12 protein-coding genes are annotated in these 16181 nt (G+C 69.6%); 7 read left to right on the forward strand and 5 right to left on the reverse strand.

The annotated features are described in order from the left end of the window. The first annotated feature begins 107 nt into the window (after positions 1-107). The gene (locus LO55_RS12825) at positions 108-773 is read left to right on the forward strand and encodes a methyltransferase domain-containing protein (RefSeq protein ID WP_071361740.1); all 666 of its coding nucleotides are present in this window, start codon (positions 108-110) and stop codon (positions 771-773) included. Here the strand turns inward: LO55_RS12825 and LO55_RS12830 are convergent. The 5 genes from LO55_RS12830 to hepT all read right to left on the reverse strand — a co-directional run bounded on the left by LO55_RS12830 (position 766) and on the right by hepT (position 9384). After that, positions 766-3486 carry an HAD-IC family P-type ATPase gene (locus LO55_RS12830; protein ID WP_071361741.1) on the reverse strand — a complete coding sequence of 907 codons (2721 nt, stop codon included), beginning with the start codon at positions 3484-3486 and terminating at the stop codon, positions 766-768. The genes LO55_RS12825 and LO55_RS12830 overlap by 8 nt on opposite strands. A gap of 98 nt (positions 3487-3584) precedes the next feature. Next, positions 3585-6398, reverse strand: coding sequence for an Hsp70 family protein (locus tag LO55_RS12835; protein WP_071361742.1), 2814 nt, complete (start codon positions 6396-6398; stop codon positions 3585-3587). Beyond that, entirely contained in the window at positions 6395-8251 is a 1857-nt protein-coding gene (locus tag LO55_RS12840) for an Hsp70 family protein (RefSeq protein WP_071361743.1), read from the reverse strand. Before LO55_RS12840 ends, LO55_RS12835 begins: the two co-directional genes overlap by 4 nt. After that, entirely contained in the window at positions 8248-8838 is a 591-nt protein-coding gene (locus LO55_RS12845; RefSeq protein ID WP_071361744.1) for a DUF2760 domain-containing protein, read from the reverse strand. Before LO55_RS12845 ends, LO55_RS12840 begins: the two co-directional genes overlap by 4 nt. A gap of 126 nt (positions 8839-8964) precedes the next feature. Further along, positions 8965-9384 carry a type VII toxin-antitoxin system HepT family RNase toxin gene (hepT, locus tag LO55_RS12850; RefSeq protein WP_071363778.1) on the reverse strand — a complete coding sequence of 140 codons (420 nt, stop codon included), beginning with the start codon at positions 9382-9384 and terminating at the stop codon, positions 8965-8967. Positions 9385-9559: 175 nt separating this feature from the next. Here hepT and LO55_RS12855 point away from each other — a divergent pair, with 175 nt between their 5' ends. The 6 genes from LO55_RS12855 to imuA all read left to right on the forward strand — a co-directional run bounded on the left by LO55_RS12855 (position 9560) and on the right by imuA (position 16114). Continuing rightward, the gene (locus LO55_RS12855) at positions 9560-10342 is read left to right on the forward strand and encodes a 3-hydroxybutyrate dehydrogenase (protein ID WP_071361745.1); all 783 of its coding nucleotides are present in this window, start codon (positions 9560-9562) and stop codon (positions 10340-10342) included. A 24-nt stretch (positions 10343-10366) separates the two neighbouring features. Beyond that, on the forward strand, positions 10367-11518 hold the full coding sequence (locus LO55_RS12860; protein WP_071361746.1) for an AI-2E family transporter: 1152 nt from the start codon (positions 10367-10369) through the stop codon (positions 11516-11518). Positions 11519-11520: 2 nt separating this feature from the next. Beyond that, positions 11521-13086 carry an efflux transporter outer membrane subunit gene (locus LO55_RS12865; RefSeq protein WP_071361747.1) on the forward strand — a complete coding sequence of 522 codons (1566 nt, stop codon included), beginning with the start codon at positions 11521-11523 and terminating at the stop codon, positions 13084-13086. Next, positions 13083-14255, forward strand: coding sequence for an HlyD family secretion protein (locus LO55_RS12870; RefSeq protein WP_083415316.1), 1173 nt, complete (start codon positions 13083-13085; stop codon positions 14253-14255). The genes LO55_RS12865 and LO55_RS12870 overlap by 4 nt, the downstream gene beginning before the upstream one ends. 2 nt (positions 14256-14257) lie before the next feature. Then, positions 14258-15295: a DUF2955 domain-containing protein gene (locus LO55_RS12875; RefSeq protein ID WP_071361748.1), complete on the forward strand. Its 1038-nt coding sequence runs from the start codon at positions 14258-14260 to the stop codon at positions 15293-15295. A gap of 111 nt (positions 15296-15406) precedes the next feature. Further along, positions 15407-16114, forward strand: coding sequence for a translesion DNA synthesis-associated protein ImuA (gene imuA, locus LO55_RS12880; RefSeq protein ID WP_005662877.1), 708 nt, complete (start codon positions 15407-15409; stop codon positions 16112-16114). Positions 16115-16181 lie beyond the last annotated feature (67 nt).

The raw sequence follows: 16181 nt of genomic DNA on the forward strand, positions 1-16181 counted from the left end.
AGGGCGGGTGCGTTGGAACCCGGCCAGTCTACTGGATGATCGCGATGGCCGCCGCATGTCTGGGACTGGCCCGCCGTCTCATGCATAATGAGCCAAAAGGAGACGCCATGACCGATCACACCGACGCCGCAATCCTCGCATCCTGGTCGCGCAACGCGAACCCCTGGACCAGCGCAGTGCGTGGCGGAGAAATCGAGAGCCGCACCTTGGTGACCAACGCCGCCATCGTCGAGGCGGTGCGCGCGCACGCGCCGCGCACCGGCGTCGATCTCGGCTGCGGCGAAGGCTGGCTGGTGCGCGCGCTGCCCGAAGTGACGATGGTCGGCGTGGACGCGATCGAGGGCCTCATCAAACAGGCGCGGGCCGCCGGCGGCGGCGACTTTCGCGTGCTGTCGTATGAACAGATCGCGGCCGGCGCGCTGGCGCTGGCGGCCGACGTCGCGGTCGCCAACTTCTCGCTGATCGGACATGAAGCGGTCGACGGCCTGTTCGCCGCCGCGCCGACCTATCTGCGCAAGGGCGGCACGCTGGTCGTGCAGACCGTGCATCCGGTGATGGCCTGCGGCGACGCGCCGTATGTCGACGGCTGGCGCGCGGGCAGCTGGGCCGGCTTCAACGATGAATTCCAGGACGCGCCGCCCTGGTACTTCCGCACGATCTCGAGCTGGATCGCGCTGTTCGAGCGGCACGGCCTGCGCGTGGTCGAGATGCGCGAGCCGCTGCATCCGCGCACGGGCAAGCCGGTGTCGCTGATCCTGGCCGGGGTCAGCTGATCTCCGCGAACACCTTCCAGCGCCGCAGCAGCAGCTTCTCGACTTCGAGCACCGCCATGAACGCCAGCCCGATGCCGAGGATCGCCACGCCGTCCGCGAGCGCCACGGCGCGGGTATCGAACAACGCCTGCATCCACGGCAGGTAGGTGAACGCCAGCTGCGCGACCACCACGACGGCGATCGCCCACAGCACCGCCGGCGTGCCGCGGGCGCCGCGCCAGGTGAACGAGCGCATGTGCAGGTAGCGCACGTTGAACAGGTAGAAGATCTCCAGCACGCACAGCATGTCGACCACCATCGTGCGCGCCGCCTCGGTGTCCAGGCCGCGGCGTTCGGCCCAGGCCATTACGGCGAACACGCCGGCGGTGAACAGCACCGACACGAACGCCACCCGCCACAGCATGAAGGGCGACAGCAGCGGCGCTTGCGGGTCGCGCGGCCGGTGCCCCATCACGCCCGGTTCGGCCGGCTCGAAGGCCAGCACCAGGCCGAGCGTGATGGTCAGGATCATGTTGATCCACAGGATCTGCGGCGGCGTCATCGGCAGGGTCAGGCCCAGCACCAGCGCCGCGACGATGGCCAGCACCTCGCCGCCGTTGGTCGGCAGGGTCCAGGCGATGACCTTGCGGATGTTGTCGTAGACGGTGCGTCCCTCGCTCACGGCCGCCACGATCGAGGCGAAGTTGTCGTCGGCCAGCACGATCTGCGCCGCTTCCTTGGCCGCCTCGGTGCCCTTGTTGCCCATGGCGATGCCGACGTTGGCCTGTTTGAGCGACGGCGCGTCGTTGACGCCGTCGCCGGTCATCGCGACCACCTCGCCCTCGGCCTGCAGCGCGCGCACCACGCGCAGCTTGTGGGCGGGATTGGTGCGAGCGAAGACGTGGGTGCGGCGCGCCAGGGTCCGCAGCCCGGCGTCGGAGGCGGCGTCGACGTCCTGGCCGGTCGCCACCACCGGCTGCTCGGCCAGGCCGAGTTGCGCGGCGATGGCGGCGGCGGTCGCGCCATGGTCGCCGGTGATCATCTTGACCGCGATGCCGGCGCTGCGGCAATCGGCGATCGCGGCCAGCGCCTCGGGCCGCGGCGGATCGATGAAGCCGACCAGGCCCAGGAACACCAGCTCGTCCACGGCGTCGAAGTCCAGCTGCGGCGGCGCATGCGCGAAGCGGCGCAGGGCGAAGCCCAGCACGCGCTCGCCGCTGGAGGCCGCCCCCGCGACGTGGCCTTCCCAGTAAGCGGTATCCAGCGGCATGGTGGCTCCGGACGCGTCGAGTTGCGCGCCGCTCATGGCCAGCACGCGTTCCGGCGCGCCCTTGACGAACAGCTCGGCGCCGCCGTCGGCCAGGCCGTGCAGCGTGGCCATGAAACGGTGCTGGGCGTCGAACGGGATCTCGTCGGCGCGCGGATGGCCGGCGCGCAAGGCGTCCGGTTCGAGCCCGGCCTTCATCGCCAGCGCCACCAGCGCGCCTTCCATCGGATCGCCATCCACATGCCAGCCGCCCGCGGCCTGGCGCAGGTGGGCGTCGTTGCACAGCAGGCCGGCTTCGACCAGGCGGCGCGCATTGGCCGGCAGGCCGGCGCCGTCCCCGGGCAGCGCGAACGCGCCCAGCGGCGCGTAGCCGGCGCCGCTCACGCCGATGCTGCCCGCGCCGGTCACCACGCGGCAGGCCGTCATCTCGTTGCGGGTCAGCGTGCCGGTCTTGTCGGAACAGATCACGGTGGTCGCGCCCAGCGTTTCCACCGCCGGCAGGCGGCGCACGATGGCGTGCCGCGCGGCCATGCGCTGCACGCCGATGGCGAGGGTGATGGTGATCACCGCCGGCAAGCCTTCGGGCACCAGCGCCACCGCGATCGCCACCACCATCATCAGCGCCTCGACCCAGTCCATCCTCTTCAAGCCGACCGCATAGGCGAACAGCAACGCGGCGACGGCGATCGACAGCACCGTGAAGCGCCGCCCGAAGCCGTTGATCTGGCGCAGCAGCGGCGTGGTGAGCGGCTCGACCTTGCCGAGCATGGTGCTGATGCGGCCGATCTCGGTATGGCTGCCGGTGGCGACCACTAGGCCGAGGCCCTGGCCGGCGGCGACCAGCGTACCGGAATACGCCATGCCTTCGCGGTCGCCCAGCGCCGCACCGGCGTCGGCGGCGTGGCCGGTCTTGACGCTGGCCACCGATTCGCCGGTGAGGATCGCTTCGTCGACCAGCAGGGCGCGGGCGCGCAGCAGGCGCAGGTCGGCGGGGACGCGGTCGCCCGCTTCGAGCAGCACCACGTCGCCCGGCGCCAGCGTGGCCACCGGGACGGTCGCGTGCTGGCCGGCGCGCACGACGCGCGCAGTGGGCGCCAGCATGGCTTGCAGGGCGCCGAGGGCCTGCTCCGCCTTGCCTTCCTGGACGAAGCCGACGATGGCGTTCACGGTGACCACGCCGACGATCACGGCCGCGTCGACCCAGTGCCCGAGCACGGCGGCCAGCGCCGCGGCGGCGAGCAGGAACAGGATCAGCGCGTTATTGAATTGCAGCAGAAAGCGCAGGAGGGCGGGCGTGCGCGGTGGCGATGGCAGCGTGTTGGGGCCGTGCAGCGCCAGGCGCCGCGCCGCTTCATCCGGTGCGAGTCCGTCGGGGACCGAAGCCAGCTGGCGCAGGACGGCGTCGGCCGGCATCGCATGCCAGTCGGCGACCGGCGCGGAAGGGATGGAGGACGTGGTCATGGACATGCAAGGAAACAGCTCCCTGATTACCTGATGAGCAAAACTTAGCATAGTAAGTTTTGGTCATCAAGGTGTCCCGACCTTGGCGCTCGGGTATGGCGGCGTCAGCGCAGCAGCTTCAATCCCGGCGGCAGGGCATCGCCCAGCAGGCGCGTCTCGACCGCCTGGTCCAGCTCCACCACCTCGCGCACCATCGCCGTCCACATCGGCGGCGCGCCGCTGGCGGCCAGCCGGCGCAGCACGTCCGCACGCACTTCCTCGCCGATGTCGCGCGAGCGGTCGCCCGTCATGCGCGCGATGTGGGCGGCGGCGAAGCCAGCCGGCTCCACCTTGCGCCAGTCCAGTTGCAGCAGTTTTCCCAGCCAGTTTTCTGCCACGTCGGGCGGCGCCACTTCGTGGGCGCTCGACTGGAACGACTGGCGCGCGCCGACCCGGCCCAGGGCCCACAGGTAGCGGCCATAGCGCGCGCCGGCGCGCGCATCGAGCTTGCCGGCGGACGGGATGGCTTCGATCTGGCCCAGCAGCCATTCCCCGATCTCGGCCTTGTAGGCGGACGGGATGCGTTCGAGCGAGGCGCCGACGCGCAGCATGTCTTCCTCGCTGCCGTCGACCAGGGTGACCGGCCGGCGTCCGCGCTCCGATTCGTCGGCCTGCAGGTTGAAGGCGAAATCGTCCAGCACGCGCAGCTGGGATTCGGTCGACAGGCCGCCCGCCACCCGGCGCCACAGCGTCCACCATTCGGCGCGCACCTGGCTGTCCTTGTGGTGCTGGACGCCGCCCTCGAACATCGCCCACAGCTGCTCCATGCGCCATTCGTCGAGCGGATGGCCGAAGCCGGGGCGCAGGCAGTAGCCGGCCAGGTTCAGCCAGGCGCGCTCGTGCTCGACCGAGCGCCGCCGGCCTTTCGCGCGCGCCAGCAGGGCGTCGAACAGGCGCCGCAGCAGGGGCGTGGTCCAGCGCTCGCGCCCGCCCAGCAGGTGCTCCAGGCCGGCGCGCAACTGTTTCACTTCCTTCGGGTCGACCTGTTTCGAGCGGGCGCCGAACACGCGCTCGATCTTCTCGATCGCGGCGTCGAGTTCGAGCGGCAGCACTTCTTCCTGCGTGTCGCCGTCGTCCTCGCCGCGCAGCTGGAAGGCGAGCTGCCAGCGCTGGCCGCCATCCTCGGCCACGCAATGCACGTCGAGCGTGCCGACTTCGCTCAGCGTCGTGACCAGCCGCACCGGGGTCTCGCTTGGCGCGCCGCGCGCGGCGCGCAGCACGGTGGCGATCGCCGGCAGGCGCACCACCTCGGATGGATCGAGGTCGACCAGGTCGCCGGCCTGCGGCGGCGCGCCGCTGTCGGCGATGGTCGACACCAAGTGGAAGCGCACCGGACGGCCCACGCGCAACGCGAAGCTGCGGTCCGCCAGCGCCACCTCGAGCGCGGCTGGCGTGCCGCGCGGGAGCAGGCAAACGGTGCGCAACCTGTCTCCTTGCGCCTCGCCATCGAGCAGCAGGTAATAGCTGCGCGCGGCGCCGCTTTCGATGGCTGGCGCCAGGCCCTGGCGCGCCAGCGTATAGGCCACGGCGCCGCGGGCGACGGCGATGTCGGGGTTTTCGTTGTGCAGCACGCGTACAGGAGTACCGCGCCATGCCGTCAAGGTATCGACCAGCCGCTGCGCCAGCGCCGCGCCCCTGAACACGCCGCCGTTGAGCAGCACGGTGTCGGGCACCGGCAGCGCGCCATCGTCGGGCAGGCCAAGCGCCTCGCGCGCGGCGGCCGCGTGCTGGCGCAGGAAGCCCGCCAGGTGGCGCGTGATGGCCGGGTCGCTCGCATACGGCAGGCCGAATTCGACGATGCCGGCGCGCGCGCGTTTGGCATCCTCTTGCGCCGCATTGAGCGGGAAGAAGCCATCGAGCACGATGCGCTCGATGTCCGCGCGCCGCAAGTCGGCCTTGCGGCTGGCGCCGATCAGGCGGCTGCCGGCGCCGAGCAGGGTGACGGTGACGTGGTCGGGCGCATCGTCGGCCAGCAGCTGTTCCTTGGCGGCGCGGCAGCGTTCGGTGAGCTGGGCCAGGCGCGCGCTCGACAGGCGGCTGCGCGTGGCGTCTTCGCCGGCTTGTTCGGCCATGCGCGCTTCGACCAGGTGGGCCAGCGCCAGGTCCATATTGTCGCCGCCCAGGATCAGGTGGTTGCCCACGCCGATGCGGGTGAGCAGCGGCTCGCCATCCCTGGCCTCGACCTTGACCAGGCTGAAGTCGGTGGTGCCGCCGCCGACGTCGGCCACCAGCACCAGGCGCGCATCTCCGAGGTCCTGCGCCAGGTCGGCGCGATGGCGGTACAGCCAGTCGTACAGCGCGGCCTGCGGTTCTTCCAGCAGGCGCACGTCCGGCAGGCCGGCCTGCTTCGCCGCCTCCAGCGTCAGCGCCCGCGCGCCTTCGTCGAACGAGGCGGGGACCGTGAGCACGATCTGCTGGCGTTCCAGCGGCTGCTTGGGGAAGCGCGTGTTCCATGCGGCGCGCAGGTGGGCCAGGTAGCTGGCGCTGGCCGCCACCGGCGACACCTTGGCGACGTCACCGTCGGCGCCCCAGGGCAGGATGGGCGCCATGCGGTCGACGCCGGGATGCGACAGCCAGCTCTTGGCGCTGGCCACCAGGCGCCCCGGCGTGGCCGCGCCGAGCGCGCGCGCCAGGCGGCCGAGCGCGACGCGTTCGACGCCGGCCACATCGAGGGCATTCCAGGGGAGTTGCAGTTCACCGGGCGCGAGTTCGTCCGCGCCCGGGTGGTAGCGCATCGACGGCAGCAGCGGCGCGCCGGCGACTTCGCCGGGCGCCACCAGCTGGTCGACCGAAAACAGCTCGACCGCGCCTTTGCCGTCACGGGCAAAGGCCAGCACCGTATTCGTGGTGCCGAGGTCGATGCCTACCAGGTACGTCACTGTGCGTCGGAGACAGTACGAACGTCGAACTCGACCTTCCAGCGCTGGCCGTCACGGGCGACGGCGGCCAGTTCCAGCGTACCGGCGTCAGTGGCCAGTGCATGCAGTTTCACCTGCACGACTTCGCCCGCCACACGGCCTTCAGCCGGCAAGGTAGCCTGGATCTCGTTCAGTTCCTGCAGCTCTTCCGGACCCCAGAACTCGAGCACGTCGCCGATGCGGTCCTGGCGGCGGGTGGTCGAACCGAAGAAGCGGAAAGTCACCGGCTCGCCGATCACCAGGCCGAATTCCTGGCCGGGCAATTCGAGTTCGCTGCCTTCTTCCATGCCGAACGGCGCCACGCACAAGGCTTCCAGCGGTGGCTCCATGCCGGGGATGGCCGGCATCGACGATTCGACGCCGACGTAGTAGGAACGCGCCGTGCCGCCGCGGATGCGCACGCCGCCGCCGCGCCGCGCGTAGCTGAAATAGGCCGCGCCGCGCGCGACGGCCAGGTCGAGGTCGGCGCCTTCGAGCATGCGCGCTGGCTCCGCGCCTTCCATGTACAGCCAGTCGTTGATGGTGTCCATCACGCGCTGGGCCAGGATGCCGGACTTGAACACGCCGCCGTTGAACAGCACCGCGCTCGGATGCAGGAAGGTGTGTTCCGCATTCACGCGGCCCTGGAAACCTTCGAGTTCGGCGGTGGCGCCGGCCTGGCGCGCCAGGAAGGCGGCCAGGTGGCGCGTGATCGCGGCGTCCTGCGCATATGGCAGGCCGAGCTGGGTCAGGCCGGCGCGGGCGCGCACGGCAGGACGCGCCGATGCTTCGACGCGCGGGAAGAAGCCATCGGTGATGAAGGACGTGACTTCTTCGCGCGTGAGTTCGGTGCGGATCGAGCCGCCGATCAGCTTCGAGCCGCGACTCGGCACCACGATCGGATGGGTGGTAGCGTTGGGGTTAGCCAGCAGTTCTTCCTTGGCGCTGCGGCAGCCGTAGGTGAGGGCGCGCATCTGCCAGGCGTCGAGCTGGGTGCCGTTGGTAGCCAGCTTGCGCGCCACGAAGTGGGCCAGGGCCAGGTCCATATTGTCGCCGCCCAGCAGGATGTGGTCGCCCACGGCCACGCGGTGCGGTTCGAGCTTGCCGTCGCGTTCCAGGATCGCGATCAGCGAGAAGTCGCTGGTGCCGCCGCCGACGTCGACCACCAGGATGATGTCGCCCGGCTGCACTTGCTTGCGCCAGCGGCCGCCGCTGCCCTGGATCCAGCTGTACAGGGCCGCCTGCGGCTCTTCCAGCAGGGTGGGCGCGAAGCCGGCCTGGCGCGCCGCTTCCGCGGTCAGTTCGCGCGCGGCCGGGTCGAACGAGGCGGGGATGGTGACCGTGACCGATTGCTGGTCGAACGGCGCTTGTGGGTGCGCCGCGTTCCAGGCCTGGCGCAGGTGTTCGAGGTAGCGGGTCGATGCGGCCAATGGCGACACGCGCGGCACTTCGTCCGGCGCGTCCTGCGGCAGGATCGCGGCGCGGCGGTCCACGCCGGGATGGCACAGCCAGCTCTTGGCCGACGACACCAGGCGGATCGGCGTGGTGGCGCCGCGGCTGCGCGCCATTTCGCCGGCCACCGCGGTTTCTTCGCCCTGGCTCCAGGGCAGGGCGCGTTCGCCGGCCGGCATCTCGTCCGGATGCGGCAGGTAGAGGAATGACGGCAGCAGCGGCAGCGCCTCGATCGTGCCGGGCGCGGTCAGCTGCGGGATCGGCAGCACCGACTCGACGGCCTTCTCGCCGTCGCTGGCCTGCAGGTCGACATACGAGAGGGCGCTGTGGGTGGTGCCCAGGTCGATGCCGATGGCATAGCGTGCGTTGTCAAGCTGGCTCACAGTTCCACCTCCGCCGGGGCCAGCACGCGCGCATCGTGGCTCTCGGCCAGCTGCGGCAGCGTGACCTTGGAAGCGCGCCAGCCGCGATGGCTCAAGGTGCCGGTGAACGGCGCCTTGCCGACCACGTTGCCGGTGAGGCGCACGCTGGCGGCGTCGAAACCTTCGTTCAGGGTGAGGCGGCTGCCTTCTGCCTCGGTGCGGACCGGTTCGATCGCGAAATGCTCGCGCAGCACGCGCGCGCAGCCTTCGTGCACGACGCGGGCGGCGGCGCCGATGTCGGCGTCCGAATAGGCGGACAGGTTTTCGTGGGCGAAATCGATCAGGCGCGCTTCGCGCTGGAATAGGCTCAGCAGTTGCAGGGCCGAATCCGGGGTCGGGGCGCGCAGTGGCGCCGGGGCCGGGGTAGGTGCTGGAGCTGGTGCTGGAGCTGGAGGCGGGACGGGCGCAGGCGCCGGCGCGGCGGTCGGGCCGACGCCGTCATCGCGCACGCGCGCGGCGAACTCGGCGTCGCCGAGCGACTTGAACAGGGCGCCGAAGGCGATCGACAGGCGGCTGAAGAAGCCAGGCAGATTGGAAGGTGTGCTCATTTTTTTCTTGGTAATCAGGTGCGGGATGGCTGCCTGTCATGTCGGACAATGGGAGAGCCACCCCCGGAAAAAGGCGAATCATACCAGTTGGCGCCTGTTTTTCGCGCCGACAACTGGGGGATAAGTTTATTCGATGAGTCGTACACCGCCCACCAGGGCGGCCGAATAATCGGTGAAATCGTCGAGGCCGCGTTTGATGATGGTCACCAGCGCCGGCAGCGGCGACGCCTGATGATCCCATTCGGCGCGGCAGAACTCGCCGGTGCGCTTGAGGTCTTCGGCCAGGGTGGGCGTGATCCAGCCATGTTCCGCCAGCAGGGTGATGACTTCGCGCTCGTCCTGCGGCAGGCCGAGGCGGGCGTTGCCGATCACATAGTCGCCCATCTCGATCGCCGCTTCCCAGGCGCGGATCACGTTCAGGGTGGCGGCGTCCTGGCGCGTGATGTCATCAGGGAAAGTATTTGGGTCTTTTTCATACTCGTCGCGGGCACGCCGGCAGCAGCGTTCGATGGTGCCGGCCTTGCTGACCAGAATGTCGTCATCCATGGCGCCTCCGTTTTCGGTGGTCATCGTGCGCCCTCAGGGGGCAAACCATGCAGATGGTGCCAGTACGTCAAACAACAAGGCGCGGCGCCCGTCTTGTCTGGATCATGCGACCAAGGTCCAATTGTCTGAACCGTGCAAGCGGTCGAGCATGTGACAGACATTCCACGGGGGCCTCATGAAGCTCGAAGGAAAGGTTGCTGTCATCACCGGCGCCGCCAGCGGCATCGGCAAGGAAATCGCGCTCACCTATGCGCGCGAAGGCGCGCGCATCGCCATCGCCGACCTCGACCTGGAAGCGGCCGAGCTTGCCGCGGCCGGGATGCGCGACGCCGGCCACCAGGCGCTGGGCGTGGGCATGGACGTCGCCAATGAAGCCCAGGTCGAGGCCGGCATCGAGGCGGTGGTCGCGCAATGGGGCGGCATCGATATCCTGGTGAGCAATGCGGGCATCCAGATCGTGCATCCGATCGAGGCGTTTCCGTTCATCGACTGGCGCAAGATGCTGGCGATCCACCTCGACGGCGCCTTCCTGACCACGCGCGCCTGCGTGCGGCATATGTACGCGGGCGGCCGTGGCGGCAGCATCATCTATATCGGTTCCGTGCACTCGAAAGAAGCGTCGGTGCTCAAGTCGGCCTATGTCACGGCCAAGCATGGACTGGAAGGCCTGACCAGGGTCGTGGCCAAGGAAGGCGCGAAGCATGGGGTGCGCGCCAACCTGATCGCGCCGGGTTTCGTGCGCACGCCGCTGGTCGACAAGCAGATTCCGGAGCAGGCGCGCGAGCTGGGCATTTCCGAGGATGAGGTCATCAAGAACGTGATGCTCAAGGAAACCGTCGACGGCGAGTTCACGACGGTCCAGGATGTGGCCCGGGTCGCGCTGTTCTTCGCCGCCTTCCCCTCGAATGCGCTCACCGGCCAGTCGCTGATCGTGAGCCATGGGTGGTTCATGGAGTAGGCAACGATAGAAAAGGACCGCCCCGTGAACGCACCCTACGAGCTCGATAGCAACCTCGAAGAACGCCTGTCGAGGAAGCTGCTGGATGTGTTCATCCGGGCCGGCATCGTGTTCGGGCTGGCGCTGCTGAGCTATCGCATCTTCGCTCCCTTCCTGGCGCTGGTGGCCTGGTCGATCATCCTGGCGGTGACCCTGTATCCGGCGCACCAGAAGCTGGCGCAGCGCCTGCGCGGCAAGCAGGGGCTGGCGGCCACCCTGCTGGTGCTGGTCGCCATCGTGGTGATCGGGGTGCCGACGGCGATCCTGATGACCTCGCTCGGCGAATCGCTGCAGAACGCCGTCGCCAGCGTCCGCGCCGGCACCCTGAAGGTGCCCGCGCCGTCGCCCAACGTGGCCGAATGGCCGCTGGTCGGCAAGCGCATCCACGAAGTGTGGTCGGAGGCCTATACCGACTTGCCGGCGCTGCTGCGCAGCAGGCATGCGCAAGTGGCGGACCTGACCAGGAGGGCGCTGCAGGTGGTGGCCAGCATCGCCGGCGCGATGCTGCTGTTCCTGTTCTCGTTCATCGTCGCCGGCATCATCATGGCCTGGGGCCGGGCCAGCGCCAACGGCATCCGGGCCATCTTCGTGCGCATGGTGGGCTTCGAGCGCGGCGAAGAGTTCGCCGTGCTGTGCACGGCGACCATCCGGGCGGTGGCCCTGGGCGTGCTGGGCGTGGCCTTCATCCAGGCCATCGTGATCGGGCTGGTGTTCATCATCGCCGGCGTGCCGTTCGCCGGCCTGCTGTCCCTGCTCATCCTGGTGCTGGGCATCGTGCAGGTGCCGGCCATCCTGGCGACCTTGCCGGTGATTATCTATATCTGGACCAGCGGGGATTACAGCAGCACACAGGCGATCACGTATTCCGTGCTGCTCCTGGTCGCCGGCTCGCTCGACAATGTGCTCAAGCCGCTCCTGCTGGGACGCGGCGTGGATGCGCCGATGCCCGTGATCCTGCTCGGCGCGCTGGGCGGCCTGGCCAGCGCCGGCCTGCTGGGCATGTTCGTCGGCGCGGTCTTCTTTGCCCTGAGCTACCAGGCCTTCATGTGGTGGGTGGCGAACAGCCCCGATGCCGTGGCGCCGCCAGCGCCTGCGCCGGCGCCTGTGTCCGTGCCTGCGGCGGCGCCGCCGGAGTAGCCGTGTGCGGCGCGCTCGGGAAGCGGTCGGGCAGGGGCGCGCTGGCGCTGGCGGGCGCGGCGCTGCTGGGCGCCTGCACGACGGTCGGGCCCGACTTCGAACGCCCCGGCATGCCGGCCGCGCTGGCCGGCTGGGACGGCGGCTCGCTGGCCTCCCTGGACCCGCGCGCCGGCGCGCAGGGGAGCGCATCGGTCCAGCAATGGTGGCGCAGCTTCGATGATGCCGTGCTCGACGCGCTGATCGCCGAGGCGCAGCGCGTGAACCCCACGGTGCGCGCCGCCGGCCTGCGCATCATGGAAGCACGCGCCGAGCTCGGGATCGCCGGCAGCACGCTCTATCCGCAGGGGCAACAGTTCAGGAGCGAGCTGCTGCGCGTGGGACAGCGGCGGGCAGGAGGGCCGGACAGCACCCTGACCGACTTCAACACCAGTGTCGACATCAGTTGGGAGCTCGATTTCTGGGGCAAGTTCAAGCGCGGCATCGAGGCGGCCGACGCCGGTTACCTGGCCAGCATCGCCCGCTACGACGACGTGCAGGTCTTGATGGCGGCCCAGGTGGCCAGCCTGTATTACACGATCCTCACCACCGAGGCGCGGCTGGCGATCGCGCGCGACAATGCGGCCTTGCAATTACGCAGCCTGCAGATCACCGAGCTTCTGTTCCGCGGCGGTAACGAGGCCGAGCTGGATGTGCAGCAGGCCCGGACCTTGTACCTGGGCACCCTCGCCACGATCCCTCCGCTCGAGATCGGCCTGCGCCAGGCGCAGAACGCCTTGAGCACGCTGCTGGCGCGCGCGCCGGGCCCGCTGCCCGAGATGAACGCAAGGGAGGAAGGGCGGCACACGATGACCAGGCTGCCGGTCGACGTGGCGGCCGACCTGATCACCGAGCTGCCCGCCGATCTGCTGCGGCGGCGGCCGGATGTGCGGGCGGTGGAGATGCAGCTTGCGGCCCAGTCGGCCCTGATCGGCGTGAGCGCGGCCGAGCTCTATCCCTCGATCTCGCTGCTGGGATCGGTGGGCCTGTCGGCCACCTCGCTCGATGGCGCGCCGCGGGTGCTGAACTGGGCGCTCGGATCGGGCCTGCTGTGGAATGTGTTCGACCATGGCCGCCTGAACAACGGCGTGCTGGTGCAGGATGCCCGCTTCCAGCAGCTCTATGAGCAGTACCAGGGCGCGGTGCTGAATGCGGCGCGCGAGGTCGACGATGCTGCCGCCGGCTTTGCCCGGACGGGCGCGCAGATCGTGCTGCTGGCCGATGGCGTCAAGGCCGCCCAGCGGTCGCTGGATATCGCCAGCTTCCAGTATCGCGAGGGCTTGACCGATTTCCAGCGCGTGCTCGATTCGCAGCGCGTCCTGTATAGCCAGCAGGAGCTCCTGGCCACGACCCGGGGCAGCCTGGTGCAGAACCTGATCGCCCTCTATAAAGCAATGGGCGGCGGCTGGGAACAGGGCAGGAGCCGGCCGCCGATGGACGAGGCGACCCGCGCCGTCATGGAGCGGCGCAGCGACTGGAAAGACGTCCTGCGCGCGCCCTTGCCGGCGCCCGGCGGGGAGCACAACCCATGAGCCCGGAACCGGTCAAGCTCGAACAGACGGCGCCGCCCGGCGACGCGGCGCCGACGCCCATCCCGGCCGCATCGGGCGCGCCGGCGCCGGCGCGGCCGGGCAGGAAAAGCCGGCTGGGCTTGACCATCGTGCTGGCGCTGATCGTGGCCAGCCTGGGCTGGTATCTGGTGGCGGATCGCCTGACGCCATACACCTCGCAGGCCCGGGTGCAAGCCTTCGTGGTGCCGGTGGCGTCCGAGGTGACGGGCATGGTGCAGGAGGTCTACGTCAAGAACAACGACGAGGTGGAGGAAGGGCAGCTCCTGTTCCATATCGACCCCAGCACCTACCGCATCGCCCTGCGGCGCAGCCTGGCGGACTATGAATCGGTGCGGCGTTCGGTGAATGCCTCGGCGCTGGCGGTCAAGGCGGCCGATGCGGCGCTGCAGGCCGCCAGGGCCATGCATGTGTTCGCCAAGCAGGATGCGGGCCGGCTGGAGCAGATCTTTGCCGAAGACCCCGGCGCGCTGTCGATCCGCCGGGTCCAGAACGCGCGCGCGTCGCTGGCCACGGCGCGCAGCCAGGAAATCGCCGCCCAGGCGGAGCTGCGCCGCGCCGAAGAGGCGGCCGGCGACGAAGGGGAGCGCAATGCGCAGCTGCTGAGCGCCCGCGCGGCGGTCGAGAAGGCCGAGCTCGATCTGGAGCGTACGGCCGTGACCGCGCCCGCGCGCGGCCTGGTGACCGACTTGCGCACCGATGTCGGCCAGGTCTTGCAGCCTGGCTCGGCGGCGATGACCCTGATCGCCGTGCACGACCTCTGGATCAGCGCCGACATGACCGAGAATAACCTCGGCAATATCGCGCCGGGCGACGAGGTCGCGATCGTGCTCGACGTCGTGCCGGGCAAGGTGCTGAAGGGGCGGGTGCGCAGCGTGGGCAGCGGGGTCAATGCGGGCCGGGAGGCCAAGGCCGGCACCTTGCCCGAGATCGACAACAGCCGCGACTGGCTGCGTCAGGCCCAGCGCTTCCCGGTCGCCGTGGAATTCGACCCGTCCGAACGCGCGCAGCTGCGCGCGGCCAGGATCGGCGGGCAGGCCGACGTGCTGGTGTATACGGATGACCATGCCGTGATGAACTGGCTGGGCGCCGTCTTCATCCGCCTGATGAGCTACCTTTCTTATCTTTATTGACGATGGAGCGCGCTGACAAGGCGGTCTTGCGGCTGGCGACCGGCCTGGCGCTGGCCGTGCTGCTCGCCTATGGCCTGGCGCTGTCGTCGCCGTTCGTGCTGTGCGTCATGACGGTGCTGATGCTGAGCAAGCCGGGACCGCCGATGCCCCTGCTCAAGGGGATGGTGGTGGCCCTGCTGATCGCCGCGGTGCTGGCGGCCGGCGTGCTGATGGTGCCGCTGCTGGAGCATTACGCCAGCGTCGCGATGCTGTTGACGGCGCTGTTGCTGTACACGGTATTCTTCATCGGCCTGCAAAGCGGCAGCCCGCTGGCGAATATCGTGGCGATTGCCTTCACCCTGGTGCCGGTGGCCGGCGTGGCCGACCAGGCCCTGGTGCCGGCGATCAGCACCGCCATCGCGCTGGGATTGGGTGTCGGCGTGCTGGTCGGCAGCCTGTCGCATGCCTTGTTCCCCGATGGAGCGGACCCCGCCGCCAGGCCGGCGCTCCCCGCCGTCGCCGCGCACACGGCCAGATGGCGCGCCGTGCAGGCCACGCTGGTGGTCATGCCGGTGCTGGTGCTGGCCCTGGTCAACCCGGCCTTCTATCTGTCGGCCATCATCAAGTCGGTGCTGCTGGGCCAGCAGGCCGGCGCCACCGGCGCCCGTTCGGCGGGGCGGATACTGGTCGGTTCGACCCTGGCGGGAGCGGGCATGGCGACCCTGGCCTGGTTCGGCCTGGCGATGTTGCCGACCCTGTGGATGCTGGTGCTGTGGATGGCCGCCGCGGCGCTCTGGAGCGGGGCCCGGATCTTCGGCCTGGAGGCCTCGGCGCTGCCGCCCTCGTTCTGGAGCAATGCCCTGGTGACCATGCTGATCCTGCTGGGCCCGGCCATCGAGGACAGCGTGGTGGGGAAGGACGTCGGTCACGCCTCCCTCGTGCGGGTGAGCCTGTTCGTCGCGCTCGCGCTGTATGCCTGGGCCGTCGTGTGGGCGCTGGAAGGGTGGCGCGCAGCGAGGGCGCTGCGGCTCCGACGAGTGAATAAGCAACAAGACGTTTAATTTTAGTCAATACCAGTGACCCAATTGGTATAGCCAAAATGAATAGGTCTTGCAAAACGCGACTTCAGCGAGTACTGTACGTTTATACAGTATTTGTCTGATAAGCCTGACATGACCCATTCAGCCATCCTTGCCGCACCCGAGGCAGTGCACCCATCGCTGTGGCGCGCGTCGCAGCTGGCGCATGCCGACACGCGCTGCATCGACACCGGCCACGCGACGCTCTCGAGCCAGCTTCCCGGCGGCGGCTGGCCCGGCGGCACCCTGGTCGACCTGCACCTGCAGCAGCCCGGCATCGGCGAAATGCGCCTGCTGCGGCCGGCCCTGGCCGCCTGCGCCGAACGCCGCATCGTGCTGCTGCAGCCGCCCCATCCACCCCAGGCCCTGGCGCTTGCCGCGCTCGGCCTGGAGCCATCCCAGTTGCTGTGGCTGCGCACGACGCGCACCGCGGATGCACTCTGGGCGGCCGAGCAGGTGTTGCGTAGCGGCAGTTGCGGCGCCTTGCTGTTCTGGGCCAACCACATGCGTAACGACAATCTGCGCCGCCTGCACCTGGCGGCGCAAGGCGGCGAAACGCTGTTTTTCATGCTCCGCCCGCTGGCCGCGGCGCAAGATGCATCTCCCGCGCCTTTGCGTCTTGCGTTGCGGCCGGCGGCCGGCGGCATGAATATCGACTTCGTCAAACGCCGGGGACCGCAGCGCGAGGCGCCGCTGTTCCTTCCTCTTGGATCTTCACTACTGCAACGCCATGCGCCTCTGGATCGGCCTGTATTTGCCCCAGCTACCGCTCGAGGTCTTCAGCCCACGCTGGTTCAGTGAGGCGAGCGAGGCGGGCGGCGCTGTCGGTGGCCCGATTGGGGGGCCGGTTGTTGGCTCGGTTATCGGC

It is taken from the genome of Massilia timonae (assembly GCF_001866515.1).
GTDB lineage: Bacteria > Pseudomonadota > Gammaproteobacteria > Burkholderiales > Burkholderiaceae_D > Telluria > Telluria timonae.

Bases quoted from the DNA above. Each gene is read 5' to 3' on its own strand.
- LO55_RS12875 (WP_071361748.1), top strand. From the start codon at position 14,258: ATGGAGCGCGCTGACAAGGCGGTCTTGCGGCTGGCGACCGGCCTGGCG.
- hepT (WP_071363778.1), bottom strand. From the start codon at position 9,384: ATGGATGACGACATTCTGGTCAGCAAGGCCGGCACCATCGAACGCTGC.
- imuA (WP_005662877.1), top strand. From the start codon at position 15,407: ATGACCCATTCAGCCATCCTTGCCGCACCCGAGGCAGTGCACCCATCG.
- LO55_RS12830 (WP_071361741.1), bottom strand. From the start codon at position 3,486: ATGTCCATGACCACGTCCTCCATCCCTTCCGCGCCGGTCGCCGACTGG.
- LO55_RS12855 (WP_071361745.1), top strand. From the start codon at position 9,560: ATGAAGCTCGAAGGAAAGGTTGCTGTCATCACCGGCGCCGCCAGCGGC.
- LO55_RS12845 (WP_071361744.1), bottom strand. From the start codon at position 8,838: ATGAGCACACCTTCCAATCTGCCTGGCTTCTTCAGCCGCCTGTCGATC.
- LO55_RS12825 (WP_071361740.1), top strand. From the start codon at position 108: ATGACCGATCACACCGACGCCGCAATCCTCGCATCCTGGTCGCGCAAC.
- LO55_RS12870 (WP_083415316.1), top strand. From the start codon at position 13,083: ATGAGCCCGGAACCGGTCAAGCTCGAACAGACGGCGCCGCCCGGCGAC.